At 64.5% G+C, this 20,394-nt stretch carries 28 protein-coding genes; 25 read left to right on the forward strand and 3 right to left on the reverse strand.

The window, feature by feature from the left end:
* Nucleotides 1-64: 64 nt before the first annotated feature.
* On the forward strand, nucleotides 65-769 hold the full coding sequence (locus U5K31_02405) for an acylneuraminate cytidylyltransferase family protein (GenBank protein MDZ7771581.1): 705 nt from the start codon (nucleotides 65-67) through the stop codon (nucleotides 767-769).
* Between the two features lie 33 nt (nucleotides 770-802).
* Here the strand turns inward: U5K31_02405 and U5K31_02410 are convergent, their stop codons facing one another.
* Nucleotides 803-1,732: a hypothetical protein gene (locus U5K31_02410; GenBank protein ID MDZ7771582.1), complete on the reverse strand. Its 930-nt coding sequence runs from the start codon at nucleotides 1,730-1,732 to the stop codon at nucleotides 803-805.
* Nucleotides 1,733-1,859: 127 nt separating this feature from the next.
* Here U5K31_02410 and pseB point away from each other — a divergent pair, with 127 nt between their 5' ends.
* The 20 genes from pseB (at nucleotide 1,860) to U5K31_02510 (ending at nucleotide 16,006) form a co-directional block, all read left to right on the forward strand.
* Nucleotides 1,860-2,876 (forward strand): UDP-N-acetylglucosamine 4,6-dehydratase (inverting), encoded by a 1,017-nt coding sequence (gene pseB, locus U5K31_02415; GenBank protein MDZ7771583.1) that lies wholly within the window; start codon nucleotides 1,860-1,862, stop codon nucleotides 2,874-2,876.
* A 27-nt stretch (nucleotides 2,877-2,903) separates the two neighbouring features.
* Nucleotides 2,904-4,079, forward strand: a complete 1,176-nt coding sequence (pseC, locus tag U5K31_02420) for a UDP-4-amino-4,6-dideoxy-N-acetyl-beta-L-altrosamine transaminase (GenBank protein ID MDZ7771584.1) — start codon at nucleotides 2,904-2,906, stop codon at nucleotides 4,077-4,079.
* Nucleotides 4,076-4,780: a pseudaminic acid cytidylyltransferase gene (gene pseF, locus U5K31_02425; GenBank protein ID MDZ7771585.1), complete on the forward strand. Its 705-nt coding sequence runs from the start codon at nucleotides 4,076-4,078 to the stop codon at nucleotides 4,778-4,780. The genes pseC and pseF overlap by 4 nt, the downstream gene beginning before the upstream one ends.
* A 47-nt stretch (nucleotides 4,781-4,827) precedes the next feature.
* Nucleotides 4,828-6,159, forward strand: a complete 1,332-nt coding sequence (locus tag U5K31_02430; protein ID MDZ7771586.1) for an ATP-grasp domain-containing protein — start codon at nucleotides 4,828-4,830, stop codon at nucleotides 6,157-6,159.
* A gap of 20 nt (nucleotides 6,160-6,179) precedes the next feature.
* Nucleotides 6,180-7,391 (forward strand): DUF4147 domain-containing protein, encoded by a 1,212-nt coding sequence (locus tag U5K31_02435; protein MDZ7771587.1) that lies wholly within the window; start codon nucleotides 6,180-6,182, stop codon nucleotides 7,389-7,391.
* A gap of 55 nt (nucleotides 7,392-7,446) precedes the next feature.
* Nucleotides 7,447-8,322: a transketolase gene (locus U5K31_02440; protein MDZ7771588.1), complete on the forward strand. Its 876-nt coding sequence runs from the start codon at nucleotides 7,447-7,449 to the stop codon at nucleotides 8,320-8,322.
* Complete coding sequence (locus U5K31_02445; protein MDZ7771589.1) at nucleotides 8,297-9,292, forward strand: transketolase C-terminal domain-containing protein; 996 nt, start codon at nucleotides 8,297-8,299, stop codon at nucleotides 9,290-9,292. The genes U5K31_02440 and U5K31_02445 overlap by 26 nt, the downstream gene beginning before the upstream one ends.
* A 30-nt stretch (nucleotides 9,293-9,322) precedes the next feature.
* Nucleotides 9,323-9,673 carry an SDR family NAD(P)-dependent oxidoreductase gene (locus U5K31_02450; protein MDZ7771590.1) on the forward strand — a complete coding sequence of 117 codons (351 nt, stop codon included), beginning with the start codon at nucleotides 9,323-9,325 and terminating at the stop codon, nucleotides 9,671-9,673.
* Nucleotides 9,661-10,095 (forward strand): SDR family oxidoreductase, encoded by a 435-nt coding sequence (locus tag U5K31_02455; protein ID MDZ7771591.1) that lies wholly within the window; start codon nucleotides 9,661-9,663, stop codon nucleotides 10,093-10,095. Before U5K31_02450 ends, U5K31_02455 begins: the two co-directional genes overlap by 13 nt.
* Nucleotides 10,096-10,166: 71 nt before the next feature.
* The gene (locus tag U5K31_02460) at nucleotides 10,167-10,442 is read left to right on the forward strand and encodes a hypothetical protein (GenBank protein MDZ7771592.1); all 276 of its coding nucleotides are present in this window, start codon (nucleotides 10,167-10,169) and stop codon (nucleotides 10,440-10,442) included.
* A gap of 147 nt (nucleotides 10,443-10,589) precedes the next feature.
* The gene (locus U5K31_02465; GenBank protein MDZ7771593.1) at nucleotides 10,590-10,721 is read left to right on the forward strand and encodes a hypothetical protein; all 132 of its coding nucleotides are present in this window, start codon (nucleotides 10,590-10,592) and stop codon (nucleotides 10,719-10,721) included.
* 362 nt (nucleotides 10,722-11,083) lie between these two features.
* Nucleotides 11,084-11,401: a hypothetical protein gene (locus U5K31_02470; GenBank protein MDZ7771594.1), complete on the forward strand. Its 318-nt coding sequence runs from the start codon at nucleotides 11,084-11,086 to the stop codon at nucleotides 11,399-11,401.
* A complete protein-coding gene (locus tag U5K31_02475) occupies nucleotides 11,358-11,903 on the forward strand; it encodes an N-acetylneuraminate synthase family protein (protein MDZ7771595.1) in 546 nt (181 codons plus the stop codon). The genes U5K31_02470 and U5K31_02475 overlap by 44 nt, the downstream gene beginning before the upstream one ends.
* On the forward strand, nucleotides 11,794-12,669 hold the full coding sequence (locus tag U5K31_02480) for an N-acetylneuraminate synthase family protein (GenBank protein MDZ7771596.1): 876 nt from the start codon (nucleotides 11,794-11,796) through the stop codon (nucleotides 12,667-12,669). The genes U5K31_02475 and U5K31_02480 overlap by 110 nt, the downstream gene beginning before the upstream one ends.
* A gap of 194 nt (nucleotides 12,670-12,863) precedes the next feature.
* Nucleotides 12,864-13,271 (forward strand): hypothetical protein, encoded by a 408-nt coding sequence (locus tag U5K31_02485; GenBank protein MDZ7771597.1) that lies wholly within the window; start codon nucleotides 12,864-12,866, stop codon nucleotides 13,269-13,271.
* Nucleotides 13,268-13,417, forward strand: coding sequence for a hypothetical protein (locus U5K31_02490; GenBank protein MDZ7771598.1), 150 nt, complete (start codon nucleotides 13,268-13,270; stop codon nucleotides 13,415-13,417). Before U5K31_02485 ends, U5K31_02490 begins: the two co-directional genes overlap by 4 nt.
* A 44-nt stretch (nucleotides 13,418-13,461) precedes the next feature.
* The gene (locus U5K31_02495) at nucleotides 13,462-13,782 is read left to right on the forward strand and encodes a hypothetical protein (GenBank protein MDZ7771599.1); all 321 of its coding nucleotides are present in this window, start codon (nucleotides 13,462-13,464) and stop codon (nucleotides 13,780-13,782) included.
* Nucleotides 13,783-14,011: 229 nt separating this feature from the next.
* A complete protein-coding gene (locus U5K31_02500; protein MDZ7771600.1) occupies nucleotides 14,012-14,659 on the forward strand; it encodes a hypothetical protein in 648 nt (215 codons plus the stop codon).
* 81 nt (nucleotides 14,660-14,740) lie between these two features.
* Nucleotides 14,741-15,286: a hypothetical protein gene (locus U5K31_02505; GenBank protein MDZ7771601.1), complete on the forward strand. Its 546-nt coding sequence runs from the start codon at nucleotides 14,741-14,743 to the stop codon at nucleotides 15,284-15,286.
* Nucleotides 15,287-15,457: 171 nt separating this feature from the next.
* Nucleotides 15,458-16,006 (forward strand): WbqC family protein, encoded by a 549-nt coding sequence (locus U5K31_02510; protein MDZ7771602.1) that lies wholly within the window; start codon nucleotides 15,458-15,460, stop codon nucleotides 16,004-16,006.
* Nucleotides 16,007-16,151: 145 nt separating this feature from the next.
* Here U5K31_02510 and U5K31_02515 read toward each other — a convergent pair whose 3' ends face one another.
* On the reverse strand, nucleotides 16,152-16,304 hold the full coding sequence (locus U5K31_02515; protein ID MDZ7771603.1) for a hypothetical protein: 153 nt from the start codon (nucleotides 16,302-16,304) through the stop codon (nucleotides 16,152-16,154).
* Between the two features lie 44 nt (nucleotides 16,305-16,348).
* On the opposite strand from U5K31_02515, the gene U5K31_02520 reads away from it, so the two are divergent.
* The 4 genes from U5K31_02520 (at nucleotide 16,349) to U5K31_02535 (ending at nucleotide 19,510) form a co-directional block, all read left to right on the forward strand.
* Nucleotides 16,349-16,789 (forward strand): hypothetical protein, encoded by a 441-nt coding sequence (locus tag U5K31_02520; GenBank protein MDZ7771604.1) that lies wholly within the window; start codon nucleotides 16,349-16,351, stop codon nucleotides 16,787-16,789.
* A gap of 33 nt (nucleotides 16,790-16,822) precedes the next feature.
* A complete protein-coding gene (locus U5K31_02525) occupies nucleotides 16,823-17,728 on the forward strand; it encodes a sulfotransferase domain-containing protein (protein MDZ7771605.1) in 906 nt (301 codons plus the stop codon).
* 67 nt (nucleotides 17,729-17,795) lie between these two features.
* A complete protein-coding gene (locus U5K31_02530) occupies nucleotides 17,796-18,482 on the forward strand; it encodes a carbamoyltransferase N-terminal domain-containing protein (GenBank protein MDZ7771606.1) in 687 nt (228 codons plus the stop codon).
* Nucleotides 18,479-19,510, forward strand: coding sequence for a carbamoyltransferase C-terminal domain-containing protein (locus U5K31_02535; GenBank protein ID MDZ7771607.1), 1,032 nt, complete (start codon nucleotides 18,479-18,481; stop codon nucleotides 19,508-19,510). Before U5K31_02530 ends, U5K31_02535 begins: the two co-directional genes overlap by 4 nt.
* Here the strand turns inward: U5K31_02535 and U5K31_02540 are convergent.
* Complete coding sequence (locus U5K31_02540) at nucleotides 19,489-20,136, reverse strand: hypothetical protein (protein MDZ7771608.1); 648 nt, start codon at nucleotides 20,134-20,136, stop codon at nucleotides 19,489-19,491. The genes U5K31_02535 and U5K31_02540 overlap by 22 nt on opposite strands.
* Between the last annotated feature and the right edge of the window lie 258 nt (nucleotides 20,137-20,394).

Consider the following 20,394-nt stretch of genomic DNA (forward strand, 5'->3'; position numbering starts at 1 on the left):
GGGGGGGGATCATGGGATATTGGGACGGCAACCACGCCTTTATCACTGCAAAGGACGAACAACGATGCGATACCTGGCCGTCATACCCGCACGGGGCGGGTCCAAAGGCATACCACGCAAGAACATCAGGCCCCTGCTCGGCAAGCCCCTTATCGGCTATACTCTGGAGGCGGCCCGCGAGGTGTTCCGGGACGGGGAGATCTGTCTCTCGACCGACGATCCCGAAATACGGGATTACGCCGAAAGCCGGGGCCTGGACGTTCCTTTTCTGCGGCCCGACCGGCTCGCCACCGATTCCGCCGGAAGCCGGGAGGTGCTGCTGCACGCGCTGGACCACTACCGTGAAAGGGGGGAGGAACCGGAATGCCTGGTCATGCTTCAGCCCACGTCGCCCCTGCGGCAGGCCCGGCACATCCGGGAAGCGATGGACTGCTGGGATCCGGAACTGGATATGGTCGTCTCGGTGAAGGAGACGGACGCCAACCCCTATTACGTGCTCTACGAAGAGAACGAGAAGGGTTACCTGGAGCCCTCCAAGGAAGGCCGATTCGAGCGGCGGCAGGACTGCCCCCCGGTCTGGCAATGGAACGGGGCGATTTACGTCATCAACCCGCAATCCCTGCGCGAGGGACACCACCACCGTTTCCGGAAGATCAAAAAATATGTCATGGACCGCATCTCTTCGGTGGATATCGACAGCATGGCCGACTGGCATGTGGCGGAAACCTTTCTGAGGATGCGGGGAGCGGAAGAGCAGAAGAAAAAATAGTCAGGGGAGGCCGCCCCACGCGCCGCGGAGGTTCTACTCGACGGAAAAACCGAGAAAATCCTCGTCGTAGCAGCCCAGCATGCGGGCTTTTTCCCGGAGCTCGTCGATCTGACGCTCGTTGAACAGCTCCCTGCCCCTGCCGCTGACCCCCCGGGAGAAGTTGATGCCCCCCTTTTCGGCAATACGTTCGGAAAAGTCCCGCACGCGGCGTTCCGATACCTCCACCCCCAGTTCACGGGCCACCCGGCGCACCAAGGCCACCTCGTCCTGCTGGATTTCCTCGTAGGAAATAAAGATGGGGCGCAGGTCCGCATCACCCCGGAGGTCGTTCCATCCCACGTAGAAATTGATGTAGTTGTGGGCGAACAGATCGGAGACCACGTCCAGCTGGTATTCCCCCGACCCCCGGAGAAAACGCTCCAGGCCATCATCGGAGAGTATTTTGGGCGCCCGCTGGTCCCTCACCAGCATATCCCGCCGGCTGACCAGCGCGTCCAGCAGGTTGCGCGTCTGGATCAGCGGGCGCAGCCGCAGGGTGCGGATCAGCTTGAGGACCGTCGCTTTGGCCGTCGCGTGGCAATGCGAAATGGTGTTGCGTCCGGTGAAGCCTGCGGCAAGCAGCCTGGGAAAGTAGATGTCCCCGCCACCGCGGTCGAATCCGATCTGATGGTTCTTGAAATCGAGGGTCAGTGACAGCAGCTGCACCATGTGCAGGCCCGCCGACTTGGGCTGGGCGCAGTGCAGCACATGGAGGTTGCCGCTCTCCGACGGCTGGGTGATTTCCCCCTTCATCACCGCTTCCAGTACGGGGCGGCGTTTCGATTCGGGGACCGCAAGGTCGAGGGACCAGTCCCGCCCGGTCAGCTGGGGACCCCGGCGGTGTTTGGCCCAGAGATGGTAATAGAGAAGCTGCAGCGGACGGACCAACGCCCCGGGCAGCAGCGATTTGATGCGGTCTTTCATGAGTGAAAAATGTAGTACTTTATACCGGTAACAGCAACGCCGGCGGGATGGCGACCCGGCGATTGATAAACGCACGATTTTTAGCTAACATGGTGCCGCTTGAGAGCGTGCACTTTCAACAGAAATTATGCTGAACAACAAATCGGTACTGGTCACGGGCGGTACCGGCTCCTTCGGGCAGGCTTTTACGCGCGCTGTGCTGGAGCGCTGGCCCGACATCGAACGCCTGGTGATCTTTTCCCGGGACGAGCAGAAGCAGTTCCGGATGGAGCAGGAATTTCCCAAGAGCAAATATCCCGCCATACGCTATTTTATCGGGGATGTGAGGGATCGCGACCGGCTCAAGCGGGCCATGAAGGGCATCGAGTACGTGGTGCATGCCGCGGCCATGAAGCACGTGCCCATCTCCGAGTATAACCCCATGGAGTGCATCAAGACCAACATCCTGGGGGCCGAAAACCTGATCTCGGTCTGCCTGGAGACGGACGTGGAGAAGGTGGTGGCCCTCTCCACCGACAAGGCGGCCGCCCCCATCAACCTCTACGGCGCCACCAAGCTGGCCTCCGACAAGCTTTTCATCGCCGGTAACAACATCAAGGGGTGGAATCCCATCACCTTTTCGGTGGTGCGCTACGGCAACGTGATGGGCTCGAACGGCTCGGTCATTCCCTTCTTTCTGAAAAAGCGCTCCGAGGGCGTGCTGCCCGTTACCGACACGGAGATGACCCGCTTCAACATTACGCTGGACGAGGCGGTGGAGATGGTGCTGAATGCCCTCGACAAGGCCTGGGGCGGGGAGCTTTTTGTACCCAAAATTCCCTCCTACCGCATAACAGACCTGGCGGAGGCTATCGGACCCGATTGCGAGATCGAGGTGGTGGGGAGGCGGCCCGGCGAAAAGATCCACGAGGCGATGATCACCGAGGCCGACTCCTACTACACGTGGGACCTGGGCGACTACTACGCCATCCTGCCGCCCACGCCCAACAAGTGGACGGTGGAGGAGTTCGAGGAGCATTTCAAGGCGAAAAAGGTGCCCCGGGGCTTCCGCTACAACTCGGGAGAAAACGACGAGTGGCTCAGCGTGGAGCAGCTGCGCCGGATGATCCGCGAGCACGTAGATCCCACCTTCGAAGTCGACTGAGAGCAGACAACCGCCAACCGAAGAGTCATGAACATGGACACGCCCATACCCTATGGCAGGCAATCCATCGACGAGGAGGATATACGGGCGGTGACCGAGGTGCTGCGCAGCAACTACCTCACCCAGGGTCCCCGCATCCCGGCCTTTGAAGAGGAATTCGCCGGCTACATAGGCTGCGAGCACGCCGTGGCCGTGGCCAACGGCACCGCCGCCCTCCACCTGGGCGTGCTGGCGCTGGGCCTGCAACCGGGCCAGAAGGTCATCACCACGCCCCTCACCTTCGCCGCCTCCGCCAACTGTGTGCGCTATGCCGGGGGACTGGTAGATTTTGTGGATATCGACCCGCATACCTGGCTGATGGACCTGGACGCCCTGGAGCGCAAGCTGGAGAAGGCCCCGGAAGGCACCTACGCCGGGGTGATACCGGTGGACTTCACCGGGCTGGCCGTCGACACCGAAGGCCTGCGCGAACTGGCCGACCGGCACGGGCTCTGGATACTGGAGGACGCCTGCCACGCTCCCGGCGGTTCCTTTCTCAACTCCCAGGGCGAGACGGTGCGCTGCGGGGACGGCCGCTACGCCGACGCCGCCATCTTCTCCTTTCACCCGGTCAAGCATATTGCGGCGGGGGAGGGGGGCATGGTCACCACCAACGACCCCGGCGTGAAGGAGCGCCTGGAGCTGCTGCGCACCCACGGCATCACCAAGGACCCCGAACGCCTCCGCGAGAACCACGGCGGCTGGTACTACGAGATGCAGGAGCTGGGGTACAACTTCCGGCTGACCGACATGCAGTGCGCGCTGGGACGCTCCCAGCTGCGCCGTGCCGACGAGCGCCTGGAGCGCCGCCGCCGCATCGCCGCCCGCTACGACGAGGCCTTCGCCGGGCACCCGTCCATCACCCGCCAGGCGGTCGACCCGGAGACCCGCGACCGGCACCACGCCTGGCACCTCTACGTGATCGGCGTGCCGGAGCGCAAAAAACTATACGACCGCCTGCACGAACAGCAGATCCTCTGCCAGGTGCACTACATCCCGGTGCACCTGCAACCCTACTATCGCGACCGGGGCTGGGAAAAAGGAGATTTCCCCCGGACCGAAGCCTACTACGAGCGCTGCCTCAGCCTCCCCATGTATCCCACGCTGAGCGACGAGCAGCAGGAATATGTCATCCGCAACGTTTTAAAAGCACTCGACTCATGAATCGCATCGCCGTTATCCCCGCCCGCGGGGGCAGCAAGCGCATCCCGCGAAAGAACATCAGGGAATTCTGCGGGCGCCCCCTCATCGGATGGTCCATCGAGGCGGCCCTCGACTCGGGGCTGTTCGACAGGATCATCGTCTCGACGGACGACGAGGAGATCGCCGAAGTGGCCCGCTCCGAGGGGGCCGAGGTGCCCTTTATGCGTCCCGACCGCCTGGCCGACGACTACACCGGCACGGGACCGGTGATCCGCCACGCTGTGGAGTGGGTGCTGGAACACGGCGAACGCCCCGATTATATATGTACCATCTACGCCACCGCTCCCTTCGTACGGGCCGAAGACCTCAAAGAGGGGCTCGCGAAGCTCAGGGAGGCCGACGACGCCCACAAGTCCTTCTCCGTCACCTCCTTTCCCTTTCCCATCCAGCGCGCCATTCGCATCACCGGGGAGGGACGCGTGGAGATGTTCCAGCCCGAGCACGAGAAGACCCGCTCGCAGGACCTGGAGGAGGCCTACCACGACGCGGGGCAGTTCTACTGGAGTACCCTGGAGGGGGTGTTGGAGGACGTGCCCACCTTTTCCCACGCCAGCGTGCCCGTCATCCTGCCGCGGCATCGGGTGCAGGATATTGATACGCCGGAAGACTGGAAGAGTGCTGAAAGACTCTTTCGAGTCTTTCAGCACTCTTCCAAGTCTTAAAGTCTAATAAGTCTTAAAGTCGGAAAGTCAGAAAGTCTTGAAGTCGGATGTCGTACAAGTATAATCCACGTGGGGAGGGGAAGTCGGACGGGCGGTGGCTTATCGTCATCGGGGGCAGCGATTCGCAGTTTCCCTACATCGGCAGCGCCCGCGACCTGGGCCTGAACACCCTGGTCTTTGACCGGGATCCCGCGGCCGTCGGGGGAGAAATTGCCCACCACCACGAAGTGTGCAGCACGCACGACGCCGGGGAGATCCTGCGCCGCTGCGAGGAGCTGCTGGATCCCGGACAGGTGGCCGGCTGCATGACCTCCTCCTCGCACCAGAAGGCCCTGGCGTCCACTGCCGCGGTGGTGGAACACTACGGGCTGCGGGGCATCAGCCGGGAGACGGTGCGGCGGACCACCGACAAGGACCTCTGGAAGGAGTTGCTCCGGGATGCTGACATCCCCACGCCCCGCTGGGAACGGGTGGAGCGGGGCGGCGAGCTCGGTAAACTGCTGGACCAGGAAGAAGCCCTGATCCTGAAACCCGCTTCGGGCGGCGTGGGCTCCGCCGGCGTAAGCCTGGTGCGGAAAGGGGACCCGGAGGCGGAGAGGCTGCTGTGGGAGGCCTGCGAGGCCTCCTCCGACCACAGCGCCCTGGCCGAAAGGTGGGTGGAGGGGCCCGAATACTCGGTGGACGGCTACGTGAGCCGGGGCAACTGCCGCGTGGCCGGCATCAGCCGCAAGTACGTGCGGGGAGCCGACGAGAACTTTGTCATCGAGGGCTACGCCATGGGAGCGCTGGACCGCGACACGGAGCGCCTCCTGAAGAAAACGGCCGTGCGCGTTTGCCGCGCCCTGGAGATCGACCACAGTTTTTTCAGCCTGGACGTGAAGGTGTCCGGCCATACCGCCTGGGTGGTGGACCTGGGTCCCCTGCTGGACGCCAAGATGGACCGCCTGCTCTGGTATGCCGGGCGCAGCGTGTACGAGCTGGGGGTGCGGCTGGCCCTTCGCGGAGAGCATGAATGGCCGGTGGAGGACGGGGACGCTCCTCCCTTCAATGGCTTCGACCGCCCGGAGGCGTGGAGCAAGGTGGCGATGCCCTCGCCGCAGACCCTCTCCTTCAGCGGGGGAAAAGCGCTCCGTTTCCTCTACGCCGAACGGGAAGGCAAGCTGCGGGACGACGGCCCCCTCAGCTTCCTAAAAAAAGTGGACAGCGTCCACGAACTGCCCTTTACCTTTGAGCTGGAGAAAGAAGAAGGCGAAACGGTCCGCCCCCCGCGCTCCGTGGCCGATACCGTGGGCTGGCTCATGCACCACAGCGTGCCGGCCGAAAAGGTGTGGGCGCGCATACAGGCCATCGACGCGGAAGAGCTCTTCAGCGTCCTCTAGTCCCCTTCAGGTTCAACGACATGGACCCCGAAGCCTTTCTGAAAACGATTTTCACCCGCTCCCTGGAGCGCATGGAGCCGGGCGCGCGCACCCTGTCCTGGCTGGAGCGCCACGGGAAGGAGAAGAACGCCCTGCCGGAAGGCCGTCCCGTCTGGATGCTGGCCGCCGGCAAGGCGGCCCTCCCCATGTCGGCCGCCGCCGCGGAATGGCTGGGCGGGCGCCTGCAGGGAGGGCTGGTGGCCTGCCCGCGCGGGAAAGAGGGTAGGTCCGGGCCGAAGGTGAACCAGGACCTGGACTACGTGGAGGCCGCCCACCCGCTGCCCGACGAGGGCAGCCTGGAGGCGGGAGGCCGGGCGGTGGAGCTGGTGAAAGGCATTCCCCGGGAGGGGGTGCTGCTGGCCCTCATCTCCGGGGGCGCCTCCTCGCTGCTCTGCCTGCCGGAGGGGGAGGTGAGCCTGGATGACCTGCGCGGCGCCTACAAGAAATTGCTGGCGTCGGGCGAGGATATTGCCGCGGTCAACGCCGCGCGCAAGCGCATGTCGGCCATCAAAGGCGGCAGGCTGCTGCGGCACCTGCGGCCGGAGGCCGGACTGCTCAACCTGGTGGTATCGGACGTGCCCGGCGACGACCCCGCGCTGGTGGGCAGCGGACCCACGGTGCCCCCGGAAATAACGGAGCAGAGGCGCCCCCACCGCACCGAGGTGATCGCCTCCGCCGCGCAGCTGGCCCGGGAGGCGGCGCGGGTGGCCTCCGGGCAGGGTGTGACGGCGCGGGTGGAATCGCCCGCCTACAGCGGCAGGGTGGAAGAGCTGGCGCCCCGCATGGCCTCCCGGCTGGAGGCGTGCCGCAATGGGGGGGAGACCGGCCTGCTGATCTGGTACGGGGAGAGCACGGTGAAGGTGACCGGGGAGGGACGCGGGGGACGAAACCAGGAGCTGGCCCTGCGGGCGGCCCTGGAAGTGGAAGGCTGGGAGGGCGTCTGCTGGCTGAGCGCGGACACCGACGGCATCGACGGACCCACCGACGCGGCGGGGGCGGTGGCGAGCGCACAGACGGCCGCCCGGGCGCGCCGCGGGGGACTGGACCCGCTCGACTTCCTGGCGCGCAACGACGCCTACCGTTTTCACGAGCGCATGGGCACCCTGCTCAGGACCGGCCCGACAGGCAATAACCTGATGGACCTGCAGCTGGTCTGGACCGGGTGCCAGGAGCCGCCAGATGTTCGCTTTTAAGCCTATCCCTTTGTATGTTTGGCTTCAAATTTGAACGGAAGAAAAACCCCCTGAAATGACCACCGATAACCTGGAAACAAGCAGGGAGTTCGCCCGGCAGATCCGCCGCGACGCCCTCGCCCTGCTCTACCACGCGGGCTCCGGCCATCCGGGCGGATCCCTCTCCTCGGCCGACCTCGTGGCCTGGCTCTGGCAGAACGAACTGCATTACCGCGCCGGCGAGTGGGAGCGGGAGGACCGCAACCGGCTGGTGCTCTCCAAAGGGCACTGCGTGCCCATCATCTACGCCGCCGCAGGCAACAGCGGACTCATCGACCCCTCCGAGGCGGCGGACCTGCGCCACATCGGCACCCGCCTGCAGGGACACGCCCACGTGGGCGACACCCCCTGGGTGGAGACCAGCACCGGATCGCTGGGACAGGGTTTTTCGGTGAGTATCGGCATGGCGATGGGACTCCGTCACCGCGGCATAGGCTCGCGCGTCTACGCCATCGTGGGCGACGGGGAGATGCAGGAGGGGGAGATCTGGGAGGGCGCCATGTGCGCCGCCCACCACGGGCTGGACAACCTGACGGCCATCCTGGACTACAACAAGATGCAGAGCGACGACCTGAACGAAAACATCATGGGCATAGCACCCATCGTCGACAAGTGGCGCTCCTTCAACTGGGAGGTGCAGGAGATCGACGGGCACGACATGGAGCAGATCGCCTCCGCCGTCGCAAAGGCCAAAGAGGTCAAGGGACGTCCCCAGATGATCGTCGCCCACACCATCAAGGGCAAGGGCGTCTCCTACATGGAGGGCGTGCCCACCTGGCACGGCAGCGCCAAGATCAAAAAAGACGAGTTTATCACGGCGCTCGAGGAACTTGGCATCACCAACGAAGACATGAAACCCTATCTGAATGGCACATTCTGGAACGGACAGTAAAACCAAAACCAAGCAGGACGAACCGGTACTGATCGGCAAGGCGGGGGACTCCCTCCGCGAGGCCTTCGGCAAGGCGCTGGTGAAATACGCGGACGAATTTCCCGAGATGGTGGTGCTCGACGCCGACATCGCGGGGGGCACCGGCACCCACCACTTCCAGGAGGCCCGCCCGGACCGTTTTTTCCAGTTCGGCATCGCCGAGCAGAACATGATGGCCACCGCCGGCGGCATGGCCGGGGTGGGACTCCTTCCCGTGGTGACCACCTTCGCCGTCTTCTGCCTGCGCGCCATCGAACAGGCCCGCCTCTCCATCGCCTACTCGGAACGCAACGTCAAGATTGTGGCTTCGCACCCGGGGCTGGATGTGGGACCCGACGGCGGTTCGGCGCAGGCGCTGGAAGACCTGGCCGCCTACCGCGCCATCCCCACCATGACGGTCATCTCGCCCTGCGACCCCCTGGAGGTGGAGCTGGCCACCCGCGCCATCCTGGCCTTCGACGGGCCGGTCTACATGCGCAGCGGGCGCAGCCCGGCGCGGCGCATCCTGGACGAATCCTACGAATTTGAAATCGGCAAGGGACGCATCCTGCGCGACGGCTCCGACGTAACCCTCATCGGCTGCGGGGTGGAGACCGCCCGGGCCCTGGACGCCGCCGAAATCCTCGAGGGCGAGGGCGTCTCCGCACGCGTGGTGAATATGTCCACCATCAAGCCCATCGACCACGAGCTGGTGAAGCGCTGCGCCGAGGAGACGGGCGCCATCGTGACCGCAGAGGACCATAATGTGTACGGGGGACTGGGCAGCGCCGTGGCGGAGGCGGTGGCGCAGCACGCGCCCTGTCCCATGGAACTGGTGGGCGTACAGGACGTCTTCGGCGAATCGGGCGACCCCGAGGAGCTGGCCGAACACTACGGCCTCACCGGTCCCCACATCGCAGAAGCCGCGCGCAAGGTCATCCGCCGCAAGTAATTTCATTAACGCTTCAATTCCAACGTATTCATGATGCAGTTAGAGGACAAGATCGCATTCGTTACCGGCGGAAGCCGCGGCATAGGAAAAGCCATCGCCCTGGAAATGGCCCGCGAGGGCGCCCGGGTGGCCTTTACCTACGTAGCCAACGAGGAGGCGGCCGAAGAGACCGCCGATCTCATCACCCAAGAGACCGGCAGCAAGCCGCTGGTACTACAGATGGAGGTGCGCGACCGCGCCTCCGTGCAGGAGGCCTTGCAGGCCTGCGTGGAGCACTTCGGGGGACTTCACGTGCTGGTGAACAACGCCGGCGTTAACAACCCGACGGACTTCGGCACAGGTGACCGACGAGGAGTGACCGGGACGAGGTGCTGGACGTAAACCTCAAGGGCCCGATTGGTCTGCTCCCAGGAGGCGCTGCCGCACATGGCCGACAGCGGGGGAGGCAGCATCGCCATGATCGGCTCGGTGAGCGGGCAGTACCGGGGGGCCGCGCACCAGCGCGCTGCGCCGCCGGAGCAAGGCGGGGCTCATCTCGGCCTCGGGAACAGTGGTGGCGCGTTCTCGGCGCGCACCAGTACCGACGTCGCGCTGCAACACCCTCGGCCGCCGGACTCATCCAGTCCGAAATGGCCGCCGAAGGCATGAAGTCGGCCGCCGTGCAGCAGGCCGCCGAGGATATCGTCCTCAGCCGCCTGGGCACTCCCGAAGAGGTGGCCCAGACCGCCGTCTATCTCGCCTCCGACGCCTCCAGCTACATTACCGCCCAGACCGTCAACGTAAACGGCGGACTCTATTTCTAGCGCGATGAAAAAGGCCATTCTTTTGTAGGAGGTCCAGCGGGACCCTCCCCGGCATACGCACGGCCCGCGAGATGGGACTTCATACGGTGGTCAGCGACTACAATCCGGAGAGCGGTGGGATATCGAGGCGGCGGATGACAGCCTGCTGGCCCAGCTGGTTATACGATGTGGAGGAGACCGTGGAGGCCGCCCGGCGCTACCACCGGGAGGTGCATCCCCTCCATGGGGTCACCGCCATGGCCACCGACGCGCCGCTGACCGTGGCCCGCGTGGCGGAGGATCTCGGCCTGCCAGGTACCGCTGCGCGGTCGAGATCGCCCGCTTGGCGACCGACAAGCTGGCCATGAAAAACTTCTTCCAGGGGAGCGCGATATTCCGATCCCCGCCTATCATCCCGTCGAGAGCGCGGCGGACCTGGAGAGCATGGCCGGCCGGGGAGTACGGCTCCCCGCTCGATTGTCGAACCGGGGTGGACAAACCGGGGCGCGCGGGGCGTGCTGCGGCTGGCGCCGGAGATCGACCTGGAGTGGGCGTTCCGGCACGCCCTCGACCACTCGCCCTCCGGGCAGGTAATGGCCGAGGAATTCCTGGAAGGTCCCCAGCTGGCGCGGAGACCCTCGTGGTAGAAGGGGAGGCCCACACGCCGGCATATCGGACCGCAACTACGAATTTCTGGAAAAACTAGCCCCCACATCATCGAAAACGGGGGCGACCTTCCCAGTTTCCTGCCGGAGGAGAGATCACCCGTGCGCGAGAGCTGCTGGCGGACCTCCACATCCGGAAACTGGACATTGAAACCGGGGTCGTCAAGGGGGACCTGCGTCTTCTGGGGGGTACCCTATATCATCGAGCTGGCCCTTCGGCATGTCGCGAGGGCTTTTTCGCCGCGCCCACGAAATGCCCCTGAACACCGGGGTGGATTTCGTGAAGCCAGGCCCTGCGCACCGCCCTGGGCCTGGATGTTCCGACCGGGAACCTGGAGCCCGAAATGACCAGGCCGCGAAACGTGTGTCAGCGCTACTTTGTTCCCGACCCGGGCGTGATCCGCGAGATACGCGTGCCCGACTGGGTGAGGCAGGATCCCGGGGTCGCCCTGCTTGTCTTCTGGATGAAGGAGGGCGACCGCATCGAATCTCCCACGCATCACGTTGCACGACCCGGGCTGGTGATAGTGACGGGCGACAGCAGGCAGGAGGCCCGGGAACGGGCCGGACGGGTGATCGAGGCTGTCGACTCTGTACTCTCGAAGAACACGCAACGCCGTGACCAGATTTGTCGCCGAAGTTTCCTCCAACCACAACGCTGACCTCGAGCGCTGCAAGGCCTTCGTGCGCCGGTCGGCCGATATGGGTTGGGCGACGCCGGTGAAGTTTCAAGCTCTTCCAGGTCGACCGTCTCTTCGCACCCGAAATCCTGGAACGTGCCGAAGGTGGTGGCGAGCCGGGAAGAGTGGGAGCTGCCGGAAGCGTGGTTTCCCCGAGCTGGCTGAAACCAGCCGGGAGGCGGGCGTAGAGATGGGCTGCACGCCCTTCCACCTGGAGGCGGTCGATTTCCTGGAACCCTACGTCGACTTTTTCAAGATCGCCTCCTACGAGCTGCTCTGGGACGACCTGCTGGCCCGCTGCGCATCGACCGGCCTGCCGGTCATCCTCTCCACCGGGCATGGCCGTTCTCGAGGAGATCGCCCATGCCGTGGAGGTGCTCGTCTCCAGCGGCTGCGAGGAGCCCGAGCTGCTTCACTGCACCTCCGCCTATCCCCACTCTCCCTACCGGGAGGCGAACCTGGCGGCCATCGCCACCCTCCGTGAACGGACCGGCTGCCGGATCGGCTGGTCGGACCATACCGTGGAACCGGCCGTGATCTACCGCGCCGTGCATCGCTGGAAGGCCGGCACCGTGGAAGCTCACCTGGACCTGGAGGGGGAGGGGGCCGAATACGGCGGGGACACTGCTGGCTGCCTGAGGAGATGGCGCCGGTCATCCGCAACATCCGCAAGGGTGGGAGGACCGAACGGAGAAAGGGGAGAAGCAGCCGGTCCCTGCCGGAGAGCCGGATGGCCCCTGGCGGACGGATCCGAGCGACGGGCTGCGCCCCTTCAAGTCGGTGCGAGAGGAATGGAAAAGAGAAAGTTAGCGGAGCGTTCGAGAGGCCACATGGCTATAAAGGTACTCATAGTCACCCAGGCGGGACCCGAGATCGGGCTGGAGCATCTGCACCCGCTCGCTGGGGCCGCGCCGCGCCTGCGCGAGCGGGGGAGCGGAGGTGCGTCTTCTCCTGTTCGGTTCCCCCGTCAAGCGGGAGGACCCTGGACAGCCTTCGAGCACACATTCCTGGAGGGAGAGTGGCGCCGCTGCTGGCTCGGTGCCCCGTCGGAGCACCGGGACGAGGAGGGGGCGCTGCCCGACCGTGCTGGCGGCCGACCTGAGTCCCGATCACCTGCCTCCCTGCACCGCGAGGCTGCTGGACTGGATGGGAGCCGAGGGGGTGCTCCGCGTCGGGGTGGACGGACCGAAGGCCCTGGCCGGCAAACTCGACCTGCTTTTCATTCCCTCCTTTATCTTTCCGGGCAGTAACAAGGTGCCCGAATCGGTCCGGGTGCGCTGGGGCTGGGACTGCCTGACGGGAAACCGGCGCCTGCAGCCGAAGCCCTGGAAGCCCGGCCCGGACGTGCTGGTGCTGACGGGCGGGAGCGGCGACCCTGAGCTGAACCGGCAGGCTGCCGTCGCTGCTCGACCGGCAGCTGCCGCAAAGGACGAAGCTGCACTGGGTGCGGGGACCCTACGCCGGGGAGCCGGCGTGGCCGGAGGAGCCCCGCCTGGCCTACGAGATTCACCACGCGCCGCCCCGGCTGGACGAGCTTATGCAGCGCGCCTCCTACGCCCTGACCGTCTATGGGGTCACAAGGTCTTCGAACTGTTCAAGTACGGGTGCCGCACCGTGGTTCTGGCGCCCGCGGGAACGCGGACAGGCGCCAGCATGGCAGAAGGTGGGGGAGAGGGGAGTGGCCCTGACCGCGCAGAGCCCGCGGACCGGGCGGTGCGACCGCCTGGCGAGTCTCATGGATTCGCACAGAGGAGGGCCTGGCCGCCTCTCCCGCAAATCGCGTGAGCTGACGTCCGGTGACGGGGCGGAGGCCCTTGCCGGGGAAATACTCACCATGATGGAGGAACGATGACCCCCGCCTACCTGGTATTCCATCTCAACATGGCCTTCTCTTCCATCCCCGAAGAGCGGCGCGAGGAGGTGATTCGCAAATGTTACCATCCTGTGCTCGACCTGGGCCGAAGGGGTAGGGCATCCTCCTGTGGGCGTCTGAGCTGACGGGGTGGACCCTCCGGGAGATCCGCGACCGCGACGCGGGCTGGGTGGATCGGCTTCCGCCGGCTCCTCGAGGAGGGAAAAGTCGAGCTTATCGGCAGCGGGTCTGTGCCGGGATCATCGGTCCCCTGCTTCCCGCCCCGGTCAATCGCCACAACCAGCAGCTGGGCCTGCGTGCCTACCGCGAGATGCTCGACAGGACGCCCTCCATCGCGCTGGTGAACGAGATGGCCTTCTCCACCTCCATGGTGGACATCTACGCGGAGGCGGGTTACCGGGGCATCCTGTTGGACCGCGACAATGTGCGCCTGGCCCTTTCCCTCGACCATACCCCTCTTTCCACCACCCCTCTCACGCCCAAGGCATAAAAAGCGAACTGCCGGTGCTCCGGTCCGATTCCACGTTGTTCCAGCGTTTCCAGCGGGTGGTGCACCACGACATCCCCACCGGCGAGCACCTCTCGCGGACGTCAAACAGCGGGCCGAAACGGACGGCACCGTCCTGCCGATCTACTGCAACGACGCCGAGACCTTTGACTATCGGCCGGGGCGCTTCGACGCCGAGTCCGACCTGCACGATGAGGGGGAGTGGAAACGCATGCGGGAGATTTGCCGTCGCCTGGAGCGCACGTGCGGCCTGGAGTGGCTCCCTCCCACGCAGGCGATGGAGGGCCATCTCGCGGCCGCGCCCAGGCAGAGCCGCCGGCTGGTGAGTTCGGTCGTCAATCCCATTCCCGTGAAGAAGAAATCCAAGTACAACGTCAGCCGGTGGGCGGTGACCGGGCGGGACGATCTCTGGCTCAATACGGCCTGCCACCGCCTCTGCCGTCACCTGGAGCAGAAGGAGGCCGGCGAAGAGGAATGGAGAGAGCTCTGCGAGCTCTGGTCCTCCGACTACCGCACCCACATCACCGGGGAGCGGTGGGCAAAGATGCGCGGGCGGCTCGACGACTGCTACCAGCGCTACGGGCTGGACCTTCCGCAGCAGAGGAGCGGACGGGCAGGCGAAACCGGGGCGGGGAGGGGAGACCCGGTCTGCCACTCTGAGATGGAGGGGAGAGGCGCGCGTCCTGGGGGAGGGCGTCGAGGCACGGCTGGACGAGGAGAGGATCTACCTGGATCTGGAGACGCCGGGCGTGCACCTCAGGCTGAATCTGCGCAGGGGACTAACCCTCTACGAGCTGGCCTTCCGCTCCCACGATTTTCGTTCCCTGGCGGGCACCCTTCCCCAGGGTTATTTCCATAATATCGAACTGGGCGCCGACTACTACTTCGGGGGCACCGTCATCGAACTCCCAGTGGAACGCGCGCGCCTGACCGACCTGCAGTGGGTCCGTCCCGTTACCGGCTGGACGAAGACCGGCTGGTCATCACGGCGGAGATACCGCTCTCCCACGGCACCCTCCGGAAGCACATTACCGTGCACCGGAAGGAAGAATCGCTGCACCTGGGCTACTCCTTTCCGGACTGGGATCCCCCGCTGAGCGTGATACGAACGGCCACCGTCACCCTGAACCCCGAATTTTACGATTCGGACCTGCAGATCTCCTGCCATAACGGCGGGGAGGCGATGGAGACCTTCGACATCGACCGCAACTGCGACCACACCCGGGCCGGCTCCACGCTGGTTTCCTGCAACAGCGGCTTCGGAGCCACGGGCGGCGTGGCGCTGTTGGGAGACGGGCGGAAAGGCCTTGACATCCGGCTGGAACCCTCCTGTTGCGCGGCCATGCCCATGCTGTTTCATGTGGAGACGGGCAGCGGCCGCAGCCTCACCCGGCTCTTCTTCTCCCTGCGGGAACTGGACGAGTCTTCGCGCGAGGGGGGACACCTGCCCAATTTCCAGGTGGGACTGCGTCCCTACGCGAGGTAGCCCGAATGAGATGGAATTCGTAGAATAGTTCTTATATTCGACCGAAGCAAATCCCCGATTTCAGCATGAGCGAGCCCAAGCAGATCCACATCAGCCAGCCCCGGTACCTTCCCTCCCTCAACTATTTTCACCGCATCATTCTGTCCGACGAGTTCGTTTATCCCCAATACGGTGAAATATTCAGACAGGGACTGGGAGAACCGCAACAAGATCATGACCCAGCATGGTCCCCACTGGCTCTCGGTGCCCGTCCACCAGGAGAGCAGCGACCAGCTGATTCTCAACTCCCATATATCGGAACATGAGAAAAAGTGGCCGAAGAAGCACAAGCGCACCATACAGATGAACTCATTCGGGACGCCCTGTTTCGAGGAAGTCTTTCCCCTTCTGGAAGAGCTGTACGACCGGGAGTGGGAACGGCTGATGGATATCAACCTTTACTTCGTGGACCTGGTGTGCGATTACCTCGACATCGATTGCCGATTTCTCAAGGCCTCCGACCTGGAGGCGGAAGGGGAGGGGGAGGAGCTGCTGCTGTGGATCTGCCGCGAGCGGGAAGCCACGGAGAGTACCTGTCCGGCCCGCTGGGACGGAAACTACCTCACCCCCGAGCTCTGGGAAGAGGCGGGCATCACGCTCACCTTTCACGATTACGACTACCCGGAATACGAGCAGGGGAAGGCGAGTTCGTCCCCTGGCTCTCCATCGTGGACCTGCTGATGTACCACGGCAGGGAGTCCCGTTCCATACTGGATATGATCTCATCCTAAGGCACCCTGGCTATGACCGAATACCTGCAAGGCAAACGCATACTGGTGGTGGCCGCCCACCCCGACGACGAACTGCTGGGCCAGGGCGCGGCCATTCACCGGCGCTGACGGAGCAGTACGGCTGCACCTGCCGGCGCGGTCACCCTGGGAGAGGGACTGACTTCGCGGGCGGAGGAGCGGGATCCCGGACAGTGGGAGGAGAAGCTGAAGGAGCACCGCGCCTGCATCCACCGGGCCGCGGAGATCATCGGCTACGAATCGGTGGGCGTGCACGACTTCCCGGACAACCGCTTTGACGGCGTGGAGCTGCTTCGACCTGGTCAAGACGGTGGAGCGCGAAAAAGAGAACTTCGGCCCCCAGGTTATCTTCACCCACCACAGCGGAGATCTGAACGTCGACCACCGTCGCACCTTCCAGGCGGTGCTCACCGCCACACGTCCCATGAAGGCGGAGGAGGTACGTTGCCTCATCACTTTCGAGACCCCCTCCAGCACCGAATGGCAGGCCGCGGACGACCCGCGGCCCTTCCGCCCGAACCTCTACCTGCCCGTGCGTGAAGAGGACGTGGAGGCGAAGTGTGAGGGCATGGAGGCCTATACCTTCGAGTCGAGGAGCTACCCCCATCCCCGCTCGCCGCAGGCCCTCCGGGCGCTCGCCCGGCGCCACGGGGTGAGCATGGGAGCAGAGTACGCCGAGGCCTTCACCCTGGTGCGCATGGCGGCCGAGGCCTGAACGGAAGCAACCACCAAGATCCCTCGAAGGCCCATGAAGATCTTACACCGAATCGCGAACGCCCTGCCGGGCGAGCTGCTTTCGCGTCTCGACCGCTACCTGCCCGAAGGCTCCTCGGAGCTGCTCTTCCCGCTGCCCCTGCGCAACGAGCTCTTCCTGCGAAAGGTGCTGCGCCGGGGAGATGGCGTGGTCTTCGTCAGCTCCTATCCCCGCTCTGGCAACACCTGGCTGCGCAAGCTGCTGGCGGACCTCATGCTGCAGAAGAACGGGCGCCAGACCGACACCACCCTCCCCATCCATCACGACAAGCTCATTCCCGACCGCGATTTCAACGCGGTGGCGGAGGCCGAAAGGCTGCCGCATGCGCCCGGACTGACGGTCAAGACGCACGATCGCATCGAAACGATCCAGAAGCTCTACCCGGCCTCCCGCCGGGGCGAGGTGCGCCACATCTACATCTACCGCAATCCGGCGGATGCACTGGTCTCCCACTACCATTTTCACCTGCGCTACGAACACCTGGCGGACAAGCTGGGGAACACCGGCGTGGACGCCTTCTGCCTGGAGCAGTTCGACAGCTGGAAAGAGCACGTGGAGAGCTACCTGGAGGCCTTCGAGGGCGGCGAGGAGGCCATCTTTATCCTCTCCTACGAACAGCTCTCGGAGAACGCTGTACCCCTGCTGCTGGAACTCTGCGAATGGCTGGACTTTCCCGTGGAGCCCGGACAGGCGGAGCGCGCGGTGGAACACCACCGCTTCAAGAAGCTGCAGCAGAAAGAAGCCGTCGACCCGGTCAACGAAGAGGAACTCTTCTTTCGCAAAGGCAAGGTGGGGGGAGGCAGGGAGGAGCTGCAGACCTCCACGCTTGAGGAGTTGGACCGGCGGAGCGAGGCCCTGCTGCGTCGCGGCGACGCCTGCCTGGGCAGCCGGATCTCTTGAATGTTGCGCGGAACATGATTATCCTCAACTCACTTATTTCGCACCTGTACGCAGCGACGAACACGCCATGAAGATACTGGGTCTGAATCACGGGGAGATCAATGCCGCCGCCGCCCTGGTGGTGGACGGAGAGGTGGTGGCCGGCGCGGCCGAAGAGCGCTTCACGAGGGAAAAGAAGACCAAGGATTTTCCCATCAACGCCGTCCGCTACTGCCTGGAGGCAGGCGGACTGGAGTGGGAGGAGGTCGACGCCGTAGCCCAGGCCTGGAACCCCGGGCGGCCTGGATCAAGTTCAATCCGCTGGTCTCCGGCCGCCGCATCCACCGCTGAAAACGATCTTTACGCCATCCCCGACAACCTCTACCGGCTGACGGAGCGCGAGACAGACGAGTGGGTGAAGATGTCCTTCCCCGACGGTTCCGCCATGCCCCCGGTCTATCACATCCAGCACCACCGCACTCACTCGGCCAACAGCTTTTATCTCTCGGAGTTCGAGGAGGCGGCCATCCTGACGGCCGACTGGCGGGGCGAGTTCGAGACCACCACCCTGGGGATGGGAAGCGGCAACTCCTTCGAGATCCTGGCCTCCCAGAACATGCCCCACTCCCTGGGGGCCTTCTACGCGGCCTTCACGGAGCTGCTGGGCTACCAGCCCGACAGCGAGGAGTGGAAGGTGATGGCCCTCTCGGCCTACGACGTGGATGCCTCCGACTTCTACCAGAAGATTCGGCGGTACGGTCCGCCTTCTCGATGACGGGACTCTTCGAGCTGGACCAGAATTTCTACAAGCCCGGCGACGTGGCCCAGCCGCACGTCTTCCGGCAGCGGCTGGTGGACCTGCTGGGCGGCAGGAGGGGAGAGGCGGGCGACGTGCCGGATACGTGGACCAAGAAGGTGACCGTGGCCATGCAGAAAGTGTCCGAGGAGATCGCCGTCCACATGCTCGACCACCTGCATAACCTCACCGGCTGCCCGAACGTGGTGCTGGGCGGGGGCTATTTCATGAACTGCGTCTTCAACGGCAAGGTCACCCGTCTCACCGATTTCAAGAACGTCTACATCCCGCACGCGCCCGGAGACAACGGAAACAGCATCGGCGCGGCCCTCTACCTGGCGCACAACGTCTTCGGCGAATCCAGAATGCCCCGTTACCAGACCAGTTTCCTGGGCCCCTCCTTCGGGAAGGAGGAGATCGAGCAGGTCCTCGAGCGCAGGAACATCGCCTGCCGCAAGCTGGAGGATCCCGCCCGCGATATCGCCCGCCTGCTGAGCGAAGAGGGTGTGGTGGCGGTGTGCAACGGTCCCATGGAGTTCGGCGAACGGGCGCTGGGCAACCGCTCCATCCTGGGAGATCCGCGCGAGGCCGCGACCAAAGACAAGATCAACAGCGCCATCAAGTACCGGGAGGCCTACCGTCCCTTCGCCCCCGCCGTTCCCGCCGCCCGCGTGCACGAATACTTCGAGGTGGAGCCCGGCTACCGCTGCCCCTATATGGAGAAGGTGGTGATGGTCCGCGAGGAACACCGGCCGAACCTGGGCGCCATTACGCACGTCGACGGCTCCGCCCGCGCGCAGACGGTGGACCCGGAGGAGAACGGCCCTTTTCACGACATCATCGAGGCTTTTGGCGAAGAGACGGGCATTCCGGTGGTGCTCAACACCTCCTTCAACGTGGCCGGCGAGCCCATTGTGCACTCACCCGACGACGCCCTGAGCACTTTTTTTAACAGTGGACTGACCCACCTGGTGCTGGGGCACCGCTACCTGGTGGAGAAGCGGTAGTCCATCCGGTTCTCGGTCCACTGCCTCACGTACGCCCAGTCCCCTTCAAACTCTTTCTCCAGGCAGGATTGCAGGTCCGGCGGGAGGGTCATCGGGCTGCTTTCCACGCCCGCCAGCCGCCTCTGCGTCAGCCGTCTCGGGCTGAGGTCCAGCCAATCGAAGAGACGGTTGTCGAGAGATGGGAGCCAGGGAGTCGTATTCAGCTTCCGGTTAATGCGGTTCAGGCGGCGGAGCAGGCGCACCTGGAATTCCCCTCTCACGCTGACGTTTTTCCTGGATTCGGTGACCTCCTCGCTGGCGGGTACGGGCACGCCGAGAAAGCGGGCCAGGTCCTCGGTCAGCCGGGGGAGCCGGTCGCTCATCTCTTCCTGGGTATAGACGAAAATCCGGCTGAATCGATCCTCCAGATATTGCAGCCGCTTTTTGAACAGCAGATCCTCTCTTCTCACGATGGTTTCACTATCTCCGGGATTGAAAAAGCGGTCCAACGGTGCCGTCCCGCCCTGCTGGAGATACTGCTTGTAGAGGGAGAGCAGCATGGTGTCATGTCGCCGAAAACCTACGATGATGGCGGGGTCGTCAAAATGACGCCGGATGTTCCGGAGGTTTTTTTCGTACTCTTCCACCCATTTTCCCCAGGGTAAACCGCCCGCTTAATTGCTCGTCGCTGATCAGGATCTTCCCCTCACTTCCCGCCTCCAGGATGATCGACCCGAGGCGGTCCCATCCCAGCGCGAAATGCAGTTGATCCATGCATGGAAACACCACCCGCTGCAGGTAGGAGGTCCCCGTCTTATGGAGACCTATATGTATGGTCAGTTCCGACACGTGATTCCCGTGGGGATTGAAGCCGTTGTAGAGCCGCAGGCGATGTCCTTTTCGCC

The organism is Balneolaceae bacterium (assembly GCA_034521445.1).
GTDB lineage: Bacteria > Bacteroidota > Rhodothermia > Balneolales > Balneolaceae > JAXHMM01.